The 18359-nt window shown below is 36.8% G+C and carries 13 protein-coding genes and 1 tRNA gene; 10 read left to right on the forward strand and 4 right to left on the reverse strand.

Going from position 1 to position 18359, the window contains the following annotated elements; genetic code table 11:
- Window positions 1-163: 163 nt before the first annotated feature.
- Window positions 164-236: transfer RNA gene (locus OLM56_RS05640), tRNA-Phe, on the reverse strand.
- Between the two features lie 99 nt (window positions 237-335).
- Between OLM56_RS05640 and OLM56_RS05645 the strand changes: the two genes are divergently transcribed.
- From OLM56_RS05645 to OLM56_RS05665, 5 genes are all read left to right on the forward strand, one after another.
- Window positions 336-1070, forward strand: coding sequence for a type III pantothenate kinase (locus OLM56_RS05645; RefSeq protein WP_264528626.1), 735 nt, complete (start codon window positions 336-338; stop codon window positions 1068-1070).
- Entirely contained in the window at window positions 1063-2304 is a 1242-nt protein-coding gene (locus OLM56_RS05650; RefSeq protein ID WP_121376061.1) for a hypothetical protein, read from the forward strand. The genes OLM56_RS05645 and OLM56_RS05650 overlap by 8 nt, the downstream gene beginning before the upstream one ends.
- On the forward strand, window positions 2297-3688 hold the full coding sequence (locus OLM56_RS05655; protein ID WP_264528627.1) for a hypothetical protein: 1392 nt from the start codon (window positions 2297-2299) through the stop codon (window positions 3686-3688). The genes OLM56_RS05650 and OLM56_RS05655 overlap by 8 nt, the downstream gene beginning before the upstream one ends.
- A gap of 1 nt (window position 3689) precedes the next feature.
- Window positions 3690-4247, forward strand: coding sequence for an LPS export ABC transporter periplasmic protein LptC (gene lptC, locus OLM56_RS05660; protein WP_121376063.1), 558 nt, complete (start codon window positions 3690-3692; stop codon window positions 4245-4247).
- A 367-nt stretch (window positions 4248-4614) separates the two neighbouring features.
- Entirely contained in the window at window positions 4615-6708 is a 2094-nt protein-coding gene (locus OLM56_RS05665; RefSeq protein ID WP_264528628.1) for a SurA N-terminal domain-containing protein, read from the forward strand.
- A gap of 50 nt (window positions 6709-6758) precedes the next feature.
- On the opposite strand, the gene OLM56_RS05670 is transcribed toward OLM56_RS05665, so the two are convergent.
- The 3 genes from OLM56_RS05670 to OLM56_RS05680 all read right to left on the reverse strand — a co-directional run bounded on the left by OLM56_RS05670 (window position 6759) and on the right by OLM56_RS05680 (window position 10054).
- Complete coding sequence (locus tag OLM56_RS05670) at window positions 6759-7673, reverse strand: GYDIA family GHMP kinase (protein ID WP_264528629.1); 915 nt, start codon at window positions 7671-7673, stop codon at window positions 6759-6761.
- Window positions 7674-7677: 4 nt separating this feature from the next.
- Window positions 7678-9003 (reverse strand): hydroxymethylglutaryl-CoA reductase, degradative, encoded by a 1326-nt coding sequence (locus tag OLM56_RS05675; protein ID WP_264528630.1) that lies wholly within the window; start codon window positions 9001-9003, stop codon window positions 7678-7680.
- 97 nt (window positions 9004-9100) lie between these two features.
- Window positions 9101-10054: a YARHG domain-containing protein gene (locus OLM56_RS05680; protein ID WP_264528631.1), complete on the reverse strand. Its 954-nt coding sequence runs from the start codon at window positions 10052-10054 to the stop codon at window positions 9101-9103.
- Between the two features lie 214 nt (window positions 10055-10268).
- Between OLM56_RS05680 and OLM56_RS05685 the strand changes: the two genes are divergently transcribed.
- Genes OLM56_RS05685 through OLM56_RS05705 form a run of 5 tightly spaced genes read left to right on the forward strand, consistent with a single transcriptional unit; the run spans window position 10269 to window position 18359 of the window.
- Window positions 10269-12437 carry a S9 family peptidase gene (locus tag OLM56_RS05685; protein ID WP_264528994.1) on the forward strand — a complete coding sequence of 723 codons (2169 nt, stop codon included), beginning with the start codon at window positions 10269-10271 and terminating at the stop codon, window positions 12435-12437.
- On the forward strand, window positions 12438-13949 hold the full coding sequence (locus OLM56_RS05690) for a peptide MFS transporter (RefSeq protein WP_245982503.1): 1512 nt from the start codon (window positions 12438-12440) through the stop codon (window positions 13947-13949).
- Between the two features lie 24 nt (window positions 13950-13973).
- The gene (locus tag OLM56_RS05695) at window positions 13974-16118 is read left to right on the forward strand and encodes a peptide MFS transporter (protein ID WP_264528632.1); all 2145 of its coding nucleotides are present in this window, start codon (window positions 13974-13976) and stop codon (window positions 16116-16118) included.
- A gap of 22 nt (window positions 16119-16140) precedes the next feature.
- The gene (locus OLM56_RS05700) at window positions 16141-17856 is read left to right on the forward strand and encodes a peptide MFS transporter (protein WP_121376070.1); all 1716 of its coding nucleotides are present in this window, start codon (window positions 16141-16143) and stop codon (window positions 17854-17856) included.
- 41 nt (window positions 17857-17897) lie between these two features.
- Entirely contained in the window at window positions 17898-18359 is a 462-nt protein-coding gene (locus OLM56_RS05705) for a thioredoxin family protein (RefSeq protein ID WP_121376071.1), read from the forward strand.

An 18359-nucleotide genomic window follows, 5' to 3' on the forward strand; every position in this document is an offset into this window, starting at 1 on the left:
CTGTGTTCTGAATTTTGATTTGCTTGATTCAGAATCGACCTAAACAGTGCATTTCAATAGGAAGAATTTATAAAGTTTTTCTAGGGACGGCTGTCGAAAAGAAGTTATTGCCCAAACTTTTAAAAACAAAAAACCCTTGAATCGTATGAATCAAGGGTTGTTGTGGTACCTCCAGGAATCGAACCAGGGACACATGGATTTTCAGTCCATTGCTCTACCAACTGAGCTAAGGTACCGTTGCTAATGCGGGTGCAAATATAGAACGATTTTTAATTTATCCAAAACAAATTTTAAAAAAAATCAATTCGTAACTTCGCCAAAACAAATAAATAGATATGCTTTTAGCAATTGATGTTGGGAATACTCGAATTAAAGGTGCTGTCTTTGAGAACAATACTCTTTTGGGGCATTTCGTTTTTCTCAAAAAAAATTTTAAAAAAAATATTGAAAATATTTTAAAAGAATTTCCAAAAGTGGCGCATTTGGCTGTTGCTTCTGTCGGAGATCTCGAAAAAAACGATTTTTCTAGCTTTGACGAAAGAGTAAAAATTCATTTTATTTCTCATGAGAATCATTTTCCTTTCACAAATTTGTACGAAACGCCTAAAACTCTTGGAATCGATAGGATGGTTTTGGCATCAGGAGCTGTATTGCAGTTTCCCAAACAGCATCGACTGATCATCGATGCGGGTACTTGCATAACCTATGATTTCGTTGATCAAGAAGATAATTATCTTGGAGGAGCCATTTCGCCAGGACTGCGCTTAAGGTATGAAGCATTACATAATTTTACAGCAAAACTGCCGTTATTAGAGCTAGGAAGCCCTAAAAATATTATAGGGAATTCGACCAGCGAATCTATCCACTCCGGAGTTGTAAATGGAGCGGTTAATGAAATAGACGGCTTTATAAATGACTATAAACAGTATTATTCAAAATTTACGATAATTTTAACGGGCGGTGACACAGATTTTTTGGCTAAACGATTAAAAAATACCATATTTGCCAATTCAAATTTTCTTTTAGAGAGCTTGAGCCATTTATTTCAATACAAAATCAAAAATGATTAAAAAAATTATAGTAAGCCTTAGTTTACTTTTTTCGTTAGCCTCTGTAGCACAAGAAGGATCAGCATCGCCGTATTCATTTTATGGAATTGGAGATGCAAGGTTTAAAGGTACAACCGAAAATAGGTCGATGGGAGGCTTAGGGATTTTGCCTGACAGTATTCACATGAATCTTCAGAATCCTGCTACGTTTGCTTCTTTAAAATTGACTAGTTTTACGGTGGGTGGAAGTCATAATATGACGAATCTTAGAACGAGCAGTGCAAAAGGTGATACTCAAAGAACAACGATTGATTATTTGGCAGTGGCATTTCCTACAGGGAAATTAGGTTTCGGATTCGGATTGATGCCTTATACCTCTGTTGGATATAAAATAAACTCATTTTCAGATCAAGAAGACGGTCCGAATAGGGCATACAGCGGAAAAGGAGGTTTGAATAAAGTTTTTTTAGGAGCAGGATATCAATTGACATCTAAATTTAGCCTTGGAGTTGATTTTAGCTATAATTTCGGAAATATAGAAACCAAAAGCCTTCTTTCTCAGAATGTTCAATACGGAACTCGTGAAATGAATACGTCTGATTTAAGTGGCTTTAGTATGAATGCCGGATTGGTATTTGCAACAAAAATCAAGAAATATGATTTTGTTTCTAGTGTGACCTATAGCCCGCAAGGCAATCTTAAGTCAGAGAATGAAAGAAAAATTGCTACGTTGGCCGGTACTGGAGGCTCAGAAATTGTAGTAGAAGAAAAAGATATTGTTGTTGCAGATTCGGATCTGAAATTGCCAAGCAAGCTTGCCTTTGGCGCTGGTTTTGGGAAAAAGACGAACTGGTTTGTTGGAGCGGAAGTTACGCTTCAAGAAAGCAGTAAATTCGGAAACCGCTATAACGACATAACGAACGTTAGTTATGAAGATGCTAAGAAATTCAGCATCGGTGGCTATTTCATCCCAGACTATGATTCTTTTACCAGCTATTGGAAAAGAGTTACTTATAGAGCAGGTCTTCGATATGAAAATACAGGATTGGTCGTAGGCGATACTTCGATCAAAGATTACGGAATGACAATGGGACTTGGGCTGCCAGTTGGCGGATCAATCTCAAACCTTAATGTTGGATTTGAATACGGCAGAAGAGGAACAACTCATGCAGGCCTTATTAAAGAAACATATGCCAACATATTTGTAAGCTTATCTCTGAATGATAGATGGTTTGTAAAAAGAAAGTATGAATAAAAAAATCTCAAGCAGTAATAGGTCTTTTGCCTTTGTTTTTGCACTACTGGGTTTCAGTTTTGCGGCAATAGCACAGAATTCAGAATGCAAAAACAAGATTGTTGCATTTGAAGAATTTGTTCAGTCAAACAGTTATGACCAGACACTATACAGCCGCTGGAAGGAATTAAAGCAGCAATGCCCAACCGAAAGCGAATCGGTTTATCTGATAGGAGAAAAAATTCTTAACCAGAAAATCGATCAGGCAAATACTGCTGAAGAGAAAAATCCGATGATTTCGGACCTTATGAGTGTTTATGATGAACACGACAAGGCTTTTCCAAACAATAAAAAAGGGAATAGAATTAGTAAAGCCCTTCTGCTTTACGATAATAAGACGGGAAGTTCAAAAGAGATTTTCGCCTTTTTGGATAAGGCTTTCAAGATGGATAATTCTGAATTTACCAATCCAAACGTACTGAATATCTATTCTGAATTGCTTGTTTCGCAATACCAGAAAAAAGAAACAGAACTTACTTTAGAGCAGGTTTTGGAGAAATTAGACGAGATTTCAGAAAAGGCACAATCCGAATTGAAAAAATCAAGTTTGGTAAAAGAGAATCTGTCGTTAAAAGCACAGACAGAAAAATTGACCTCTCAAGAACAAAGCAACTTGCAGAATGCCAAAGTAAGCGCCAATGAATTGACTCTGGTTATGGAAAACTTGAGTGCAAGAACTGATAAGCTAGCAAATTGCGAAATCCTAGTGCCTTTTTACCAAAAGAATTTCGACAAAAATGCTGAAAATGCTTTGTGGCTCGAAAGAGTTTCCGATAGACTGGATGCTAAAAAATGCAAGTCGGATTTCTATATTAAGGTTTCTGAAAAACTATACGCGTTGAGCCCGTCGGCTAAAGCAGCTTACAACATGGGAATCATTTCCAGAAACGCAAAAAATAAGCCTCAGACCATCGAACATTTTACTAAATCGGCAGAATTGCAGACCGACATCAATAAAAAAGCGGAGTTGTACTATCTGGTAGCAACGACGTATGGCTATGGCGATAAAGTAAAAGCAAGAGAATTTGCTAAAAAAGCTTTAGAAGTAAAACCTGCATTCGGGAAATCATATATTTTTATTTCTCAGTTATATGCCAATAGCATGAAAGAATGCGTAAGCGATAATGCATTCGAAAGCAAAGCGCTTTATTGGCTTGCTGCCGAAACAGCTAAAAAAGCAGGGACAGTAGAGCCGATCTTGAAAAAATCTGCCGACGATCTTGCTGCAAACTACACTAAAAAAGCACCGTCAAAAGAGGAAATTTCCCAAGCAAAAAGAAAATCTGGAGAACAGATATCCTTTAAATGCTGGATTGGCGAAACAGTGAGCATCCCAAAATTATAATATGATTTCTACGAAAAAGATATTGCTCAATGCTATTTTTATTGCAGTTTTTGGGATCCTGTTTTCATGCGAAAGCAATTTCAAGGATGTCCAGAAAATCAATGTTTCCACTTTTGCACCTATAGGAGAAGCAGATACCGTAAACCTGAAATATACAGATTCTGGAAAAATAAAAGCTATTTTGGTGAGCCCTAAAATGCTTGATTTCTCCAATGCCTCTTTTCCATATACAGAATTTCCTAAAGGAATTGACGTCACGCTTTACGACAACAATCAAAAAAAGAGCTTCGTATCTTCTGATTATGCCATTACTTATAAGGGTACCGATATTATCGACCTACAAGGGAATGTGAAAATTACTTCCGAAGACGGCAAAATACTCGAAACCACCCAGCTCTATTATGACCAGAAAAGGGAGTGGTTTTTTACAGAAAAAAAATGCAAGCTTACGTTAGGTCCTGGAAATGAATTTTATACCAAAGGATTCGATGCCAGCCGTGATTTTAAAGATATAAATGGGCAGGTCTTCTTTGGAGAAGGACAAGCAGATGAATTCTAAATTTCAAATTACATTATAATGGTATATCTTAAATACATACAGTATTTTTATCTAGTGGCTGCTGTTCTTTTCGCAGTAGACGGCTTTATGCAGTTAAATTCTGCAGAAAGAAGTCCTTGGCTTAGTTTTTTCTTTGCGGCAATCGCGCTTTTCATGTTTTTCTTTCGCAGAAGATTTGCAAAGAAATATGAAGACCAAAATAAAAACAGGCAACAGTAGTTTCCTTATTTTCTAGGCTTTTTGCGAATCTTCCGCATCACATTCAAAAAAAACTTCATCTTTATCAGAAAATATAGGTTTACTCCTTTTATTATTAAATAGATAATTGTATTTTCGCCCTCTGAATTTAAAAATTAACAATAAAAAAATGGCAGTTTTATCAAAAATTAGACAACGATCATTGCTTCTTATATTTGTTATTGGTTTTTGCTTATTAGCATTTGTTGTAGGCGACCTTATCAATAGCGGTGGTTTCAAGCAAACTTCAAAATACGTTGGAAGTATCAACGGAGAAGATATTTCATTTGAAGATTTTAGAAGTAAAGTCGATGCAGTTGAAAAAGGCGGTCAAGGAATCACGGCTTCTCAAGCAGCAAACAACGTTTGGGAACAAGAAGTTTCTATAGCTTTGCTTACAGAGCAATTTGAGAAATTAGGAATCAGAGTAGGTGAGAACCAAATCCTTGATATTCTTAAACAAAGTCAAGATATTGGTCAGAATCCTCAATTCCAAAATGCTGCTGGCCAATTTGATTATCAAAAATTCAAAGAATTTTTCCAAGCCAATCCAGAACTAGCTCCTCAATTACAGCAAAGAGAAACGCAAGCGGCTCTTTCTGCAAAATACCAAATCTACAGCACAATGCTAAGAGCTGGTTTGGTAGCTACTGAGGCTGAAGGAAAATTGCAATATGAAATGGAATCTGACAAAGTTACTTTTGACTATGTTGCTTTTCCTTTTTCAAACATAAAAGACAGTGAAGTTCCAGTTTCTGATGACGAGATTGTAGCGTACATGAGAAAAAACGAGAAGAAATTCAAAGCTGACGAAACACGCGAATTGCAATTCGTCGTAATTGAAGACAAGCCTTCTAAGGAAGACGAAGAAGAAGTGAAGAAAAATATTACGGAATTATTGTCTCCTAGAGTAGTCTTCAATGAAGCGACTGGAAAAAATGATACCGTTAAAGGTTTCAGAGAAGTAACGAACAACCAAGAGTTTGTGGATGCAAATTCTGATGTTAAGTTTGACTCTACTTATGTAACTAAGAAAAATCTTCCAGCTCAATATGCTGAGCAACTATACAACTTGCAGACAGGCGAGGTTTTCGGACCTTATATCTTTAACGGATATTATGCTATAAGCAAGTCATTAGGTAAAAAAGCTGGAGCAAGCGCAAAAGCAAGCCATATCTTGATTAGCTATGCCGGAAGTAAAGCTCCTAATCCTGCTATAACTAGAACTAAAGAAGAAGCTAAAGCGAAAGCTGACGATCTTTTCAAACAAGTTCAAGCAAATCCAGCTATTTTAGAATCTTTAGTTGCTGGAAACTCTGATGATCCAGGTTCTGCTCAAACTAGAGGAGAATACGATATGACTCCTGGACAAATGGTAAAACCTTTCAACGATTTCGTATTTAACAGCCCTATTGGAAAAGTGGGTCTTGTTGAAACAGAATTCGGTTACCACATTATTAAAGTAATCGATAGGCAAGATGCTATTCGTTTGGCAACTATCGCGCAAAGAATCGAGCCATCTGAAACAACTAGCGATGATATCTTCAGAAAAGCAACTAAGTTTGAAATGGAGGCTTCTGAAAAAGATTTCGCTACTGTAGCTAAATCTCTTGGATTGACTGTAATGCCATCAGCAAACGTAAAAGCACTAGATGAAAACTTTGGAAGCTTTACAAACCAAAGACAAGTAGTACGATGGGCTTACGATAAAAAGACTTCAGAAGGTGATGTGAAAAGATTCAATGTTCCAAACGGAAACTTGATCGTAAAACTTAAAAAAGTCAATAAAGAAGGATTGATGCCAATCTCTGATGCAAAACCAATGGTTGAGCCAATCTTGAAAAATGAGAAAAAGACTGAAAAGATAAAAGCAATCATGAAAGGTGCTACGTTAGAAGAAGCTGCTAAAGCGGCTAAAGTTGCTGTCGCTTCTGCAACAGACCTTACTTTGCAAAGTCCAAACCTTATGGGATTCGGATCTGAGCCAAGAGTTGTAGGTACTGCATTCGCAACGGCTCCTAACAAAGTATCTGAATTGATCGAAGGTAGATCTGGAGTTTTCAAATTGAAAACTAAAAGTGTTGCAAAAGCACCAGCTATTAAAAACTTCGATATTTACACAGCAAGACTTAAAGCACAAAGCGCTGCTGCAGCTGGAAGAATCGTTCCTGCTTTAAAAGAGAAAGCAGATATCGAAGACAACAGACTTGATTTTGGATTCTAAGAATCAAACATAATAGAAATAAAAAATCCCGACTATCTGGTCGGGATTTTTTATTTTAAGATCATTTCATCAAAGGTAAGAAGTGTCGGAAATCCTTTTTCTTTGAAATAAGCCGCGGGATTTTCTTTCGAAATGGCCATGACAAAATCGCCTCCCCATGCTCCGAGGCTTTTTACGACGCCTTTGAAATCGCTAAAATAAGCTTCTTGTATGGTTTGCATTTCCAAAACATCGCTCATGATCATTTCATGTTTTTCGATTTGGTAGGCGAAAGATTTTAGGTTATCGGCGCCTAAAACAGCTTCAGTAATCTTGTCGATTTTTTTGACGACTTCGGATATGTTATTCTGCTTGCTATAATATGACGCGATTGCGGCCTTGCTGCTCTGTTTTTTATTTAGATATACAAAATAGAGGTTGCCGGTAAATTCAGGATTAAAAGATACCTTGTGGATTGTAGGCTTGCCATTTTCTAGTTGATACAAGATAGGGACATCTTTTTGGGCGCATGCAATATCATAGCCGCTTCCTCCAAAACTCGTGCGTAACAGTTCAAAAGCATCAATGTTGAGCCACTGTGCTATATTGTTTATTAAAGTCGAAGAGGTGCCGAGACCCCAAAATTTAGGAAAAGTCAGTTCGGTTGTAATATTATAGCCTTCGGATTCTTCTATAAATTTAGGGTTTAGAAGATAGGCTTCATGCAAGATTTCGACTAATGTATTTTTGATCTTGTCTGAAAGAAAGGATTCTTTTTTTAGAATACTTTCAAAAGGGATAGAATCTTCAAACCAGATACTGCCATCCTTGTCAAAGCTTTTCCATTCAATTTGCTTGTTCTTGCCGCTTTCAATAATAAGATTTTGCCCGAACTTTGTCGGCAATGCCAATGCTTTTGCGCCATCTAAAACGACATATTCACCTGTGATAAGTAGTTTTCCGTTGCTGTAAAATGTTTTTTTCAAGTAATCAAGATTTAACTTTTCTCAAATCGCTAAAATATTCTACGACCGCAGCATGAGAAACTGGATTATGCTGGAAATAATCTACGATTAAGACTCTTTCTTCATCTGTTGCTTCAAGTTGGTTGATGATATTCCCCAAGTGCATTTTCATATGGCCTTCTTGTATCCCTGTCGTTGTCAAGGAGCGCAATGCAGCAAAGTTCTGCGCCAGACCGGCAACAGCTACAATCTGCATTAATTCTTGAGCAGAAGGTTTCTCAAGCATCTCTAAGGCTAGTTTTACTAAAGGATGCAATGATGTCAAGCCGCCAACTGTTCCTAAAGCCAACGGAATTTCCATCCAGAAATAAAACATACCATTTTCAATTTTAGCATGCGAAAGACTTTGATAGCGTCCAGATTTAGAAGCATAGGCATGAATTCCAGCTTCTACAGCACGAAAATCATTTCCGGTCGCCAAAACAACAGCGTCAATTCCGTTCATGATTCCCTTGTTATGGGTTACCGCCCTGTAGGGCTCGACTTCTGCAATTTGGACCGCCCTGACAAATTTTTCAGCAAAATTTTGTGGATCAATGTTTTTATTTTCATTTAATTCCTCCACCTTACAAGAAACTTCGGCTCTGACGATGCAATTAGGAACATAATTCGACAAAATGCTCATCACGACTTGAATGTTTTTTTCTTCTGAAGAAAATAATTCGAAGGATTGGGCTTCTTGCTGTAATGTTTTTGCAAACTGTTCCAAGCAGGAATTTATAAAATTCGCACCCATGGAATCTTTTGTCTCAAAAGAGGCATGAAGTTGAAAATAATTCGGAAGCAAATCGGTTTTGTCTTTTAGAATAATGTCTAAAATTCCTCCACCGCGTTTTTGCATATTTTTGGTGATGCTTTCTGTTTCTTCAAAAAACTTGTTTTTCTTTTCTTCAAAGAATCGTTCTAGTTTTGAAGTTTCTCCTGTATACATAAAATGGACTTGGCCGATTTTTTCAGTATTCAAGACTGTTGCTTTGAAGCCGCCTCTTTCAGACCAAAACTTTGCTGCTTTTGCCGCTGCTGCAACTACCGAACTTTCTTCGATAGCCATCGGAACCGTGTAGAATTTTCCGTTGATTAAAAAGTTGGGAGCAATTCCTAACGGAAGGTAAAAGTTAGTTATGGTATTTTCGATAAAATCATCGTGCAGTTTTTGGAGCTTGGCATCAGAATTCCAATAATTCTTTAAGATAGCAATGGCTTCATCTGGATTCGAAAAATATTCTTTAGCAATCCAGCTTATTTTTTCTTCTTTGGATAATTTTGAAAATCCCGAAATGGCTTTATTCATTATCTAGCAATTATGTCTTACAATAGTCCTGCAAAGATACGGTTTCAGGCTATTCTTTTTACGAATTTAAAAAGCGTTTTTATTTGTAATTTTTCGACTATTCTTCAATGAAAGTCATCTTTTTTGCCATCTTTTTCTGCCAGCCGTACGGCAAGATAGAATGATTGTTTTCAACCATCAAGTTCATTTGCGAAACGATTTTGTCTTGAAGGTTTTTAGGCAGGTTGTAAAACTCAGCATCAACATTGAAATTCCGTTGGTCGTCTAGTATTCCATTTTGGATTCTGAGTCCGATTTTTTTTCCTTTGTAATAGAGCAGTATTTTTATCCTTCCATCATCATAACCATTATATCCATTTGTACCATAAATAATTATCGGTTCGATGATTCCGTCGTTGTCAAAATCTTCTACATAAATATATTTTGTCCAAAACCAGATGCTTTCCTCTTCTGGTTTCTTAAAATCATTAGTCTCAAATGTTTTGGTCCAAGTATCATTTTCAACCTTAAAATTAAAAGCCTTGATCGAATTGTTGAAGTAATTCCCATCTTTTGGCTCTTTGACTTTTTCTTCTGTCAAGACCAAATAGTAGTTTCCAGTTTTATCTTGATAATCGTAAACTTTCCAGATAGAGAAATTGATTCCCAGTTCTTTTTTCTTTTTAGCTGTAAATAGCTCTTTAATTTTTTCTTCGGAAAGAGTCTTGTATTTGCTGTTTTGCTCGTTTGCGACATATTGGGAGATTTCGCTGATCTTTTGCGCAAGCAGACTGATATTCTTCTGTTCGATGTCAGAAAATTCAATAGCATCGTTATTGTTTAGCGGTTTATACCAAGATTTGTTCTTGAAATATGCAGCATATTCAGGATTAGAAAAAACATAACCTTTATGAGCATAAATTTCATTTTTTAAAAGCTTTAAAGCATAAATGTCTAAGTTTTCAATGGTATTCTCGCTGATTATTTCTGAAGAACATTTAGAACAATCTTTAAGATTTTGCGCGGTAACTGAAACAGAGGCAAGTAGTAAGCACAGCAGATAATTTTTCATTTTGGGTTGGGTTTACTCAAATATAACACTAAAATAATAACAAGAAAAGGCATTTGTTTCGATTGAAAGGAAATTTCTTTCTTCATTCAAAATAAGGAGCATTTCAAATATAAATGCAAATTGAAATTCCGGAAATTGCATTTAACACAAAAAATCAAGGTTTATTGCAAATTTTTCACTAAAATTGACAGTTTTTTTACCTTAACAAAATATGATGAATTCACGAAAGATTACCGCATTGCTATTATTCTTGTGCATGTCGGTTTTTGGCCAGCAGAAATTAACTCTTGAGGAGATCTGGGGAGGAGCATTTAGGGCCGAAGGAATGGAAGAATTACAATCCTTAAAAAACACCAATCAATATACTGTTTTAAATTTTGATCGACCGTCAAGAAGCATGCAGATTGACTTGTACGACTATGCAACTTTGAAAAAAGTTTCGACATTAATCGATACGAAAAATCATAAAGATCTTCCGATGATTGACAGTTATACTTTCAATTCAAAAGAAAATATGATTTTGATTGCTTGCGAATCAGACCAGATTTTCCGCCATTCTTTTGTGGCCGACTATTATTTATATGATATCCAGACCAAGCAATTGACAAAATTGTTTGATTTTAAGATTCAGGAGCCTACTTTTTCTCCAGACGGAACTCAGATTGCGTACGCAAAAGACAATAACTTGTTTGTCTATAATCTTCAATCTAAGACTTCAAAACAGATTACGACTGATGGGAAGAAAAACGCAGTCATCAATGGTATTACGGACTGGGTTTATGAAGAAGAATTCTCTTTCGTAAAAGCTTTTGACTGGAATGCCTCAAGTGACAAAATCGCTTTTATCCGATTTGATGAAACTGAAGTGCCTGAATTTTCAATGGATCTTTTTAATCAGGGTCTTTATCCAGTGCAGCAGGTTTTCAAATATCCGAAAGCAGGAGAAAAGAACGCGCTGGTTTCGTTGCATATTTATGATGTTAAGGCCAATGCTGCAAAACAAATCAACTTGGGAAGTTATACTGATTTTTACATTCCAAGAATAAAATGGACGAATGAAGCCAATGTCTTGAGTGCTCAAGTCATCAACAGGCACCAGAATAATTTAGACCTGCTTTTTGTGGATGGAACATCAGGCGTTGCGAAGGTTATCTTGAATGAAAAAGACAAAGCGTATGTCGATATCACGGACAATCTTACGTTTCTAAAAGATAATAGTTTTATCTGGACAAGCGAGAAAGACGGTTTCAACCATATTTACCACTACGACAAAACTGGAAAGCTGAAAAATCAAATCACAAAAGGAAACTGGGAAGTCACTGCTTATTATGGTTTGGATGAAAAAACAGCAACTATTTTCTACCAATCAGTCGAAAACGGTTCCATCAACAGAGATGTATATTCTATAAAAGTAAGCGGAAAAGACAAGAAAAGGCTTTCTTCTGCAACCGGAACTAATTCGGCAATCTTCAGCCCGAACTTTCAGTTCTATATCAATACATTCTCTAATGCCACGACTCCGGCGCAATATTCTTTGAATGATGCAAAAACAGGCAAGGAAGTACAATCTATCAAAAAGAACGAGGCCTTGCAATCAAAGTTGAAAGCTTACGATTTACCTTCAAAAGAATTTTTTGAACTTGCTACAGAAAAAGGACACAAGCTGAATGCTTGGATGATCAAGCCGAAGAATTTTGATGCCTCTAAAAAATACCCAGTTTTGATGTTCCAATATTCAGGTCCAGGTTCGCAAGAAGTAGCAAATAATTGGATCGATACGAACGACTTGTGGTATATGATGCTTTCGCAGCAAGGTTATATCGTAGCTTGCGTTGACGGAAGAGGTACAGGTTTCAAAGGTGCTGATTTTAAAAAAGTAACTTATAAAGAGTTAGGAAAATTTGAAGTTGAAGACCAAATTGATGCTGCAAAAGTACTCGGAAAATACAATTATGTTGACAACAGCAGAATTGGAATCTGGGGATGGAGTTATGGCGGTTTTATGTCTTCTAACTGCATCTTAAAAGGAAACGACGTTTTCAAAATGGCTATCGCCGTTGCGCCGGTAACAAACTGGAGATTCTATGATTCAGTTTATACAGAAAGATACATGCAGACGCCACAAGAAAATGCTTCCGGATATGACCAAAACTCACCGATCAATCATGTCAGCAAGCTAAAAGGGAAATATCTTTTGGTACATGGAAGTGCCGATGACAACGTACATGTGCAAAACACAATGCTGATGATCGAAGCATTGGTGCAGGCTAACAAACAATTTGATTGGGCAATCTACCCTGACAAAAACCACGGAATTTATGGTGGAAAAACCAGATTGCAGCTATATACAAAAATGACAAACTTTATTAAAGAGAACCTATAAATGGAAATGACCGACCCGAATACCCCCGCAGTCCAAGTACCAACAATTGAAGATATCCAAAACTTTGAAGGAAAATATCCAAGACAGCTATGGTATCTGTTTTTAGTAGAAATGTGGGAACGTTTCTGTTTTTATGGAATGCGAGGCGTCTTGACTTTTTTTATGGTCGACCAGCTTTTATTAAAAGATGATGCTGCCAACTTGCAATACGGAGCGATTCAAGCATTTGTTTATGCCTTTACTTTTATCGGTGGTATTTTTGCTGACAAAATATTAGGATTTAGAAAATCGCTTTTCTTTGGCGGAATCGTAATGATCTTAGGGAATTTGCTGATAGCATTTTCTCCTCAAACTATGTTTTATTATGGGATCGCCTTTTCTATAATCGGTACTGGTTTCTTTAAGCCGAATATTTCCTCGATGGTTGGAGAATTGTACCATGAAAAAGATCCAAGAAGAGATGCAGGTTACGGAATGTTTTATGCGGGAATCAATATCGGTGGACTTTTTGGTGGAGCATTGTGTATTTATTTAGGAAAATACCATTCGTGGACATTGTGCTTCCTATCAGCGGCAATCGTAATGGCTTTAGGGCTGATCACTTTCCTTGTTACTAAAAAACACTTAGGTCCTATTGGAGATTCTCCACTCTTGAATTTATCCGTAAGCAAAAGAAAATTCAGAGAGATTGCGGTATATGTATGCTCGTTGCTTAGCATCCCCTTTATTTTTATAATGGTAAAAAATACAGACTATACAGATTATTTCATGTATACGATTGGCGCAATTGCGGTATTGTATTTTACATATGAACTGTTTAACCTGAAAAATGCCAGCCTACAGAAGAAATTATTTGCAGCATTCCTGTTTATTTTCTTTTACTTCTTATTTAATGCAATTTATGAGCAAAGCGGAGGATCACTGTCTCTTTTTGCAAAAGATAACTTGAGCCACAGTTTATTGTTTTTCAACATTGACCCTAATATCGTAAACAACAGTTCCAACACTTTATTCGTAATTATTTTAAGCCCAATTATTGGTCTTTTATGGCTTTGGCTAGCGAAAAAGAAAATTGAGCCAAATACGATTATCAAATTTGGAATTGGTTTCTTGTTCCTTTCAGCATCATTCTACCTTTTCTATTACACAAGATTTTTCGCGAATTCTGAAGGAATAACCTCTTTGAATTTGTTCACTTTTGCGTATTTAATCACTACAATCGGAGAGCTTTGTCTTGGTCCGATTGGAATGTCAATCATTACTAAACTATCGCCAAAAAGACTTTTCGGAATGATGATGGGATTGTGGTTCTTGGCAAGTGCTTTCGGCCAGCTGGCTGCAGGAAAGTTAGGTGCGGCAATGTCGAAATCAAATACAGGCGATGATTTGGTGTCAAAATTACAATCATACACAGATGGATATTATACTTTAGCAATATATTCTCTAATTGCAGGAGTGTTCCTAATCGTAGCAACTCCATTGATTAAAAAATTGATGCAAGAAGTCAAATAACAAAATAGAATAAATAAATTTAGAATGTCAGAAATCTCATCCAATAACGATTTTTTCAAATCAAAAGTTTTAGGCCATCCATCAGGATTATTCGTTTTGTTTTTTACTGAAATGTGGGAACGATTCTCTTTCTACGGAATGAGAGTCTTGTTGATTAATTTTTTGACCATGGCCGCCATCGGAACCAATCCGGGCTGGGAATGGTCTTCAGAAAATGCCGGAGCTTTATTCGGAACCTATGCCGGACTTTTATACCTGACTCCAATTGCGGGTGGTATCATTGCCGATAAATTCACAGGCTATCGCTGGGCAGTTGTTATCGGGGCAATAATCATGACTTTAGGTCATGCTTCTATGGCGCTTGAAACCGAATTTTCACTTTATTTTGGACTAGTTTTGCTGGTTATCGGTACGGGTTTCTTTAAGCCGAATATGACTTCTATTATTTCTGAAATGTACAAAGACCTGCCTGAGAAAAAAGACGGTGCTTATACTATCTTTTACATGGGAGTGAACGCAGGAGCTTTCTTCGGAATGATGCTGTGCGGTTATCTTGCCGAAAAAGTTGGCTGGAGCTGGGGCTTTGGATTAGCTGGGATTTTTATGCTTTTGGGTTCTTTGCAATTCTGGTTGGCAAAACCTTTGTTCGGAACTATTGGAGATGTTCCTAAAAAATCTAAAGCTGTTGAAGCGATTTCGCCTGACGGACAGATTGATATAACCAAGCCAAAGACTGAAGTGAATCCAGAAGACAAAAGAAATCCTTTTACGATGCTGGATAAGGTCTTGATAGTAATCACTTCCATAATCGGATTGTTGTATCTGATTGATGATCCTGCTTCTAAAATTGCAAACATTCACCTTCTGCCTCAGGAATTTTTAATTTCAAAAGATATTTTGCCAGGCTCTTTAGTCATAACAATAATCGGATTGGTCTTATTCTTGTTCTTGGTAATTTCTAGAATTGCGCGTTATACAAGAATAGTCCGTGACAGAATGATTGCGGTTATTATCTTTGCTTTCTTCACCGTTTTCTTTTGGCTGTCGTTTGAGCAAGGAGCAACCTCATTAGTACTTTTTGCAAGAGATTTTACAGACCGGACTTTGATGGGGAATCAAGCGATTATTTTTAATATCGTAAATACGCTTCTGACCATAATTCCATTGATCTTGATTTCTTGGGTATTGTTCCTATTATTCAAGCAGACGTATAAAAGAATATCAACTTCAAATATTATTCTAGCCATAAGTTTTCTAGGCGTTTGGGGAATTGTCATCTGGATGTTAAATAACGATTACAATTCAAAGGCCTACGAACTAAAATACCAAGCGATTAAGACCGCTCAAATTGATGAAAAGACCAAAAAGCAAAATGTCGATGAAAACGGAGACTTGGTTTTTGATTTTAATCCAGTAACAGAAACTACGGTATTAAAGCCGACAGACGAAGTTGTTGACAAGACTGTTACGATTTCGAGCAAGGAGTTGCTGCAAGTAAATGACAAAGTAGCACTTCATAATGAAATCGGGAATTTTGTTTACCTGACAAAAGATTTAGAAGCGAAGATCAGAAACGATTATAAAAAAGCAACCAAAGATTCTCAGATTATAAAGGCCGAAATAACCCAGCTTAAAGAAAATCAAGTGGAAGTCACGACTTCTTGGTTCAGTATCCTAAATTCATTCTTTATTATTGCTTTTGCTTCCATGTTTTCTAAATGGTGGGACAGCAAATACAACCCAAGCGCAGCAGTTAAATACGGCCTAGGACTGATTATTATGGGCTTAGGATTTGCCATATTGGCGTACGGAGCAAAAGTTATTCCTTCTGGCGCTGAAGCTGGAGCAGTAAGAGTTAGCATGATTTGGCTTATATTCGCATATCTATTCCATACGCTAGGAGAACTATGCCTATCGCCGGTTGGTTTGTCATATGTCAGCAAATTGGTGCCTGGAAGAATGATTGCATTTATGTTCGGGATGTGGTATCTTGCGATTGCAATCGGAAATAAATTGGCAGGTTCGCTTGGTGGAATGATTGAAGGCATTACTAAAGAATACGATATGAGTACCTTCTTCCTGATTTTTACGATAGTCCCTATTGTAGCCGGATTGATTGTTACAGCATTAAATCCCGTATTGAAGAAATTAATGCACGGAGTACGATAATAACTAAACTAAACTATAATAAATGGAAACAACAGTAAAGCAATCACACCCGAAAGGCCTTTGGTATCTATTCGGAACAGAAATGTGGGAAAGATTTGGATATTATTTGATGTTAGGGATATTCTCCCTTTACATGCTTGATGGATGGAATAATGGTGGTATGGGCTTTGACCCTGCTAAAAAATCCGATATCTACGGGACGTATCTAGGTCTTGTGTATCTGACTCCTTTTATAGGAGGATTGCTTGCTGATAGAGTTTTAGGCTATAGAAGATCGATCGTCATGGGAGGTTTGATGATGGCAGCAGGTTATTTCTTGCTTTCTATTCATAGCGAGATGACTTTCTATATAGCATTATTCTGTATTATCTTAGGAAACGGTTTCTTTAAGCCAAATATCTCGACGCTGGTTGGAAATTTATACAGCAGCGATGAAATGAAAGATAAAAAAGATGCAGGTTACAACATCTTTTATATGGGAATCAACGTAGGAGCTTTTATCTGTAATTTCGTTGCCGCATACATGAGAATCAACTACGGATGGGGGCACGCGTTTGCTGCTGCTGGAGTAGGAATGTTGATTGGTGTAGTTGTATTCTTGATCGGAACAAAACACATAAAACATGTAGATGTTATTAAGCCAGTCGAAAAAGGGGACATGTCAACCGGAAAAATTTTGGGTTTGACAGTTCTTCCAATGTTTATTTTCGGAATAATCGGGTATTTGATTCCTGGAAATTTCTTAGGTTCTGATACTAACGATGCTTTTATCATTGGATGTTTGCCAGTTATCGGGTTCTTCATTTACTTGGCATTTAAAGCTGAGGCGAAAGAAAGTCGAGCGATCAAAGCACTTTTGGCTGTGTTTACTTGTGTGATTTTGTTCTTTGCAATTTTCCACCAAAATGGAGACGCCTTGACCGTTTGGGCAGAAGATCATACAGACAGAAGCATGCCGACTGCAGTTTCTAATGTAGCAGATGAATTAGGAATGGCACAAGTTGTTGTAAACAATGATATCGTTTCGGCTGACCAAGCTACATTTGATAAAACAATTGCCGAAATGAGAGCTAAAGAAGAAGCAATGCCAGCTGTTTCTAAAGAAGAATTAAAAGCAAAAGCAGATTATTCAAGCGAAATTGGACAGTTAGAAAAATCAAGAAAATATTTTGCAACCTTGCCTGGAGATCAAGTTCCGGCCAAAGGAACAAACTTAAAATTGTATTCAACAGAATTGTACCAATCTATTAACCCATTCTGGGTAGTAGTCTTGACGCCATTGGTGGTAGGCGTATTTGGCTTTATGAGAAGAAGAAAAAAAGAACCTAGCACGCCAACAAAAATCTTTATCGGTTTGGTAATTACAGCTCTTTCGGCTTTAGTAATGGTAGGTGCTGTTTTTGCAACAAACGATATGACTTTAAAAGCAAGTTCTTGGTGGCTGATTGCTTCGTATGGTGTAATTACCATTGGAGAATTATGCCTTTCTCCAATGGGATTGTCACTTGTTTCAAAACTTTCTCCTCCAAGGATAACAGCGTTGATGATGGGTGGTTTCTTTTTGGCGATTTCTGTTGGAAATAAACTTTCAGGAATGCTATCATCACTTTGGGAAAAAATACCTCAAAAAGAAAACTTCTTTTTCCTTAACTTCGGTTTAGTTTTAGCTGCTGCAATAGTATTGCTGTTGATGTTAAAATGGTTAAATCGAGTAATGAAAGAGAATAATGTAGCCTAAACGGCATTATTTTTGAAACCAATATTCAAAACTATAAAAAAATGAAAAAACTACTTTTAGTACTATTTTTAGCTGTAGGCTCAATAGCTGCAGTTCAAGCTCAGGAAGTAAAATGGCTTACATTAGATCAAGCCCTTGCTGCGCAAAAGAAAAAGCCGAAACCAATTTTTATGGACGTGTACACGGATTGGTGTGGACCATGTAAGATGTTAGACAAGAATACTTTTCAGTCTAAAGAAGTAGCAGAATACATCAATGCTAATTATTATGCTGTGAAATTTAATGCTGAAGGCGATTCTGAAGTGACCTACAAAGGGAAAAAATATACAAATCCAAAATACGATGCGGCACGCAAAGGCCGTAATGCGGTACATGATTTTACAATGTTCCTGAAAGTGCAAGGATATCCGTCAATGTATATTTTTGACAGCAAAGGAGAGGTAAAAAGCCCAATTGTAGGCTATCATACTCCTGAGCAGTTAATGCCACTAATCAAAGTCTAA

It is taken from the genome of Flavobacterium sp. N2550 (assembly GCF_025947265.1).
Taxonomy (GTDB): Bacteria; Bacteroidota; Bacteroidia; order Flavobacteriales; family Flavobacteriaceae; genus Flavobacterium; species Flavobacterium endophyticum.

Coding starts and splice junctions, on each gene's coding strand:
- OLM56_RS05645 (WP_264528626.1), top strand. CDS start 336: ATGCTTTTAGCAATTGATGTTGGGAATACTCGAATTAAAGGTGCTGTC.
- OLM56_RS05650 (WP_121376061.1), top strand. CDS start 1,063: ATGATTAAAAAAATTATAGTAAGCCTTAGTTTACTTTTTTCGTTAGCC.
- OLM56_RS05655 (WP_264528627.1), top strand. CDS start 2,297: ATGAATAAAAAAATCTCAAGCAGTAATAGGTCTTTTGCCTTTGTTTTT.
- lptC (WP_121376063.1), top strand. CDS start 3,690: ATGATTTCTACGAAAAAGATATTGCTCAATGCTATTTTTATTGCAGTT.
- OLM56_RS05665 (WP_264528628.1), top strand. CDS start 4,615: ATGGCAGTTTTATCAAAAATTAGACAACGATCATTGCTTCTTATATTT.
- OLM56_RS05675 (WP_264528630.1), bottom strand. CDS start 9,003: ATGAATAAAGCCATTTCGGGATTTTCAAAATTATCCAAAGAAGAAAAA.
- OLM56_RS05680 (WP_264528631.1), bottom strand. CDS start 10,054: ATGAAAAATTATCTGCTGTGCTTACTACTTGCCTCTGTTTCAGTTACC.
- OLM56_RS05685 (WP_264528994.1), top strand. CDS start 10,269: ATGAATTCACGAAAGATTACCGCATTGCTATTATTCTTGTGCATGTCG.
- OLM56_RS05690 (WP_245982503.1), top strand. CDS start 12,438: ATGGAAATGACCGACCCGAATACCCCCGCAGTCCAAGTACCAACAATT.
- OLM56_RS05695 (WP_264528632.1), top strand. CDS start 13,974: ATGTCAGAAATCTCATCCAATAACGATTTTTTCAAATCAAAAGTTTTA.
- OLM56_RS05700 (WP_121376070.1), top strand. CDS start 16,141: ATGGAAACAACAGTAAAGCAATCACACCCGAAAGGCCTTTGGTATCTA.
- OLM56_RS05705 (WP_121376071.1), top strand. CDS start 17,898: ATGAAAAAACTACTTTTAGTACTATTTTTAGCTGTAGGCTCAATAGCT.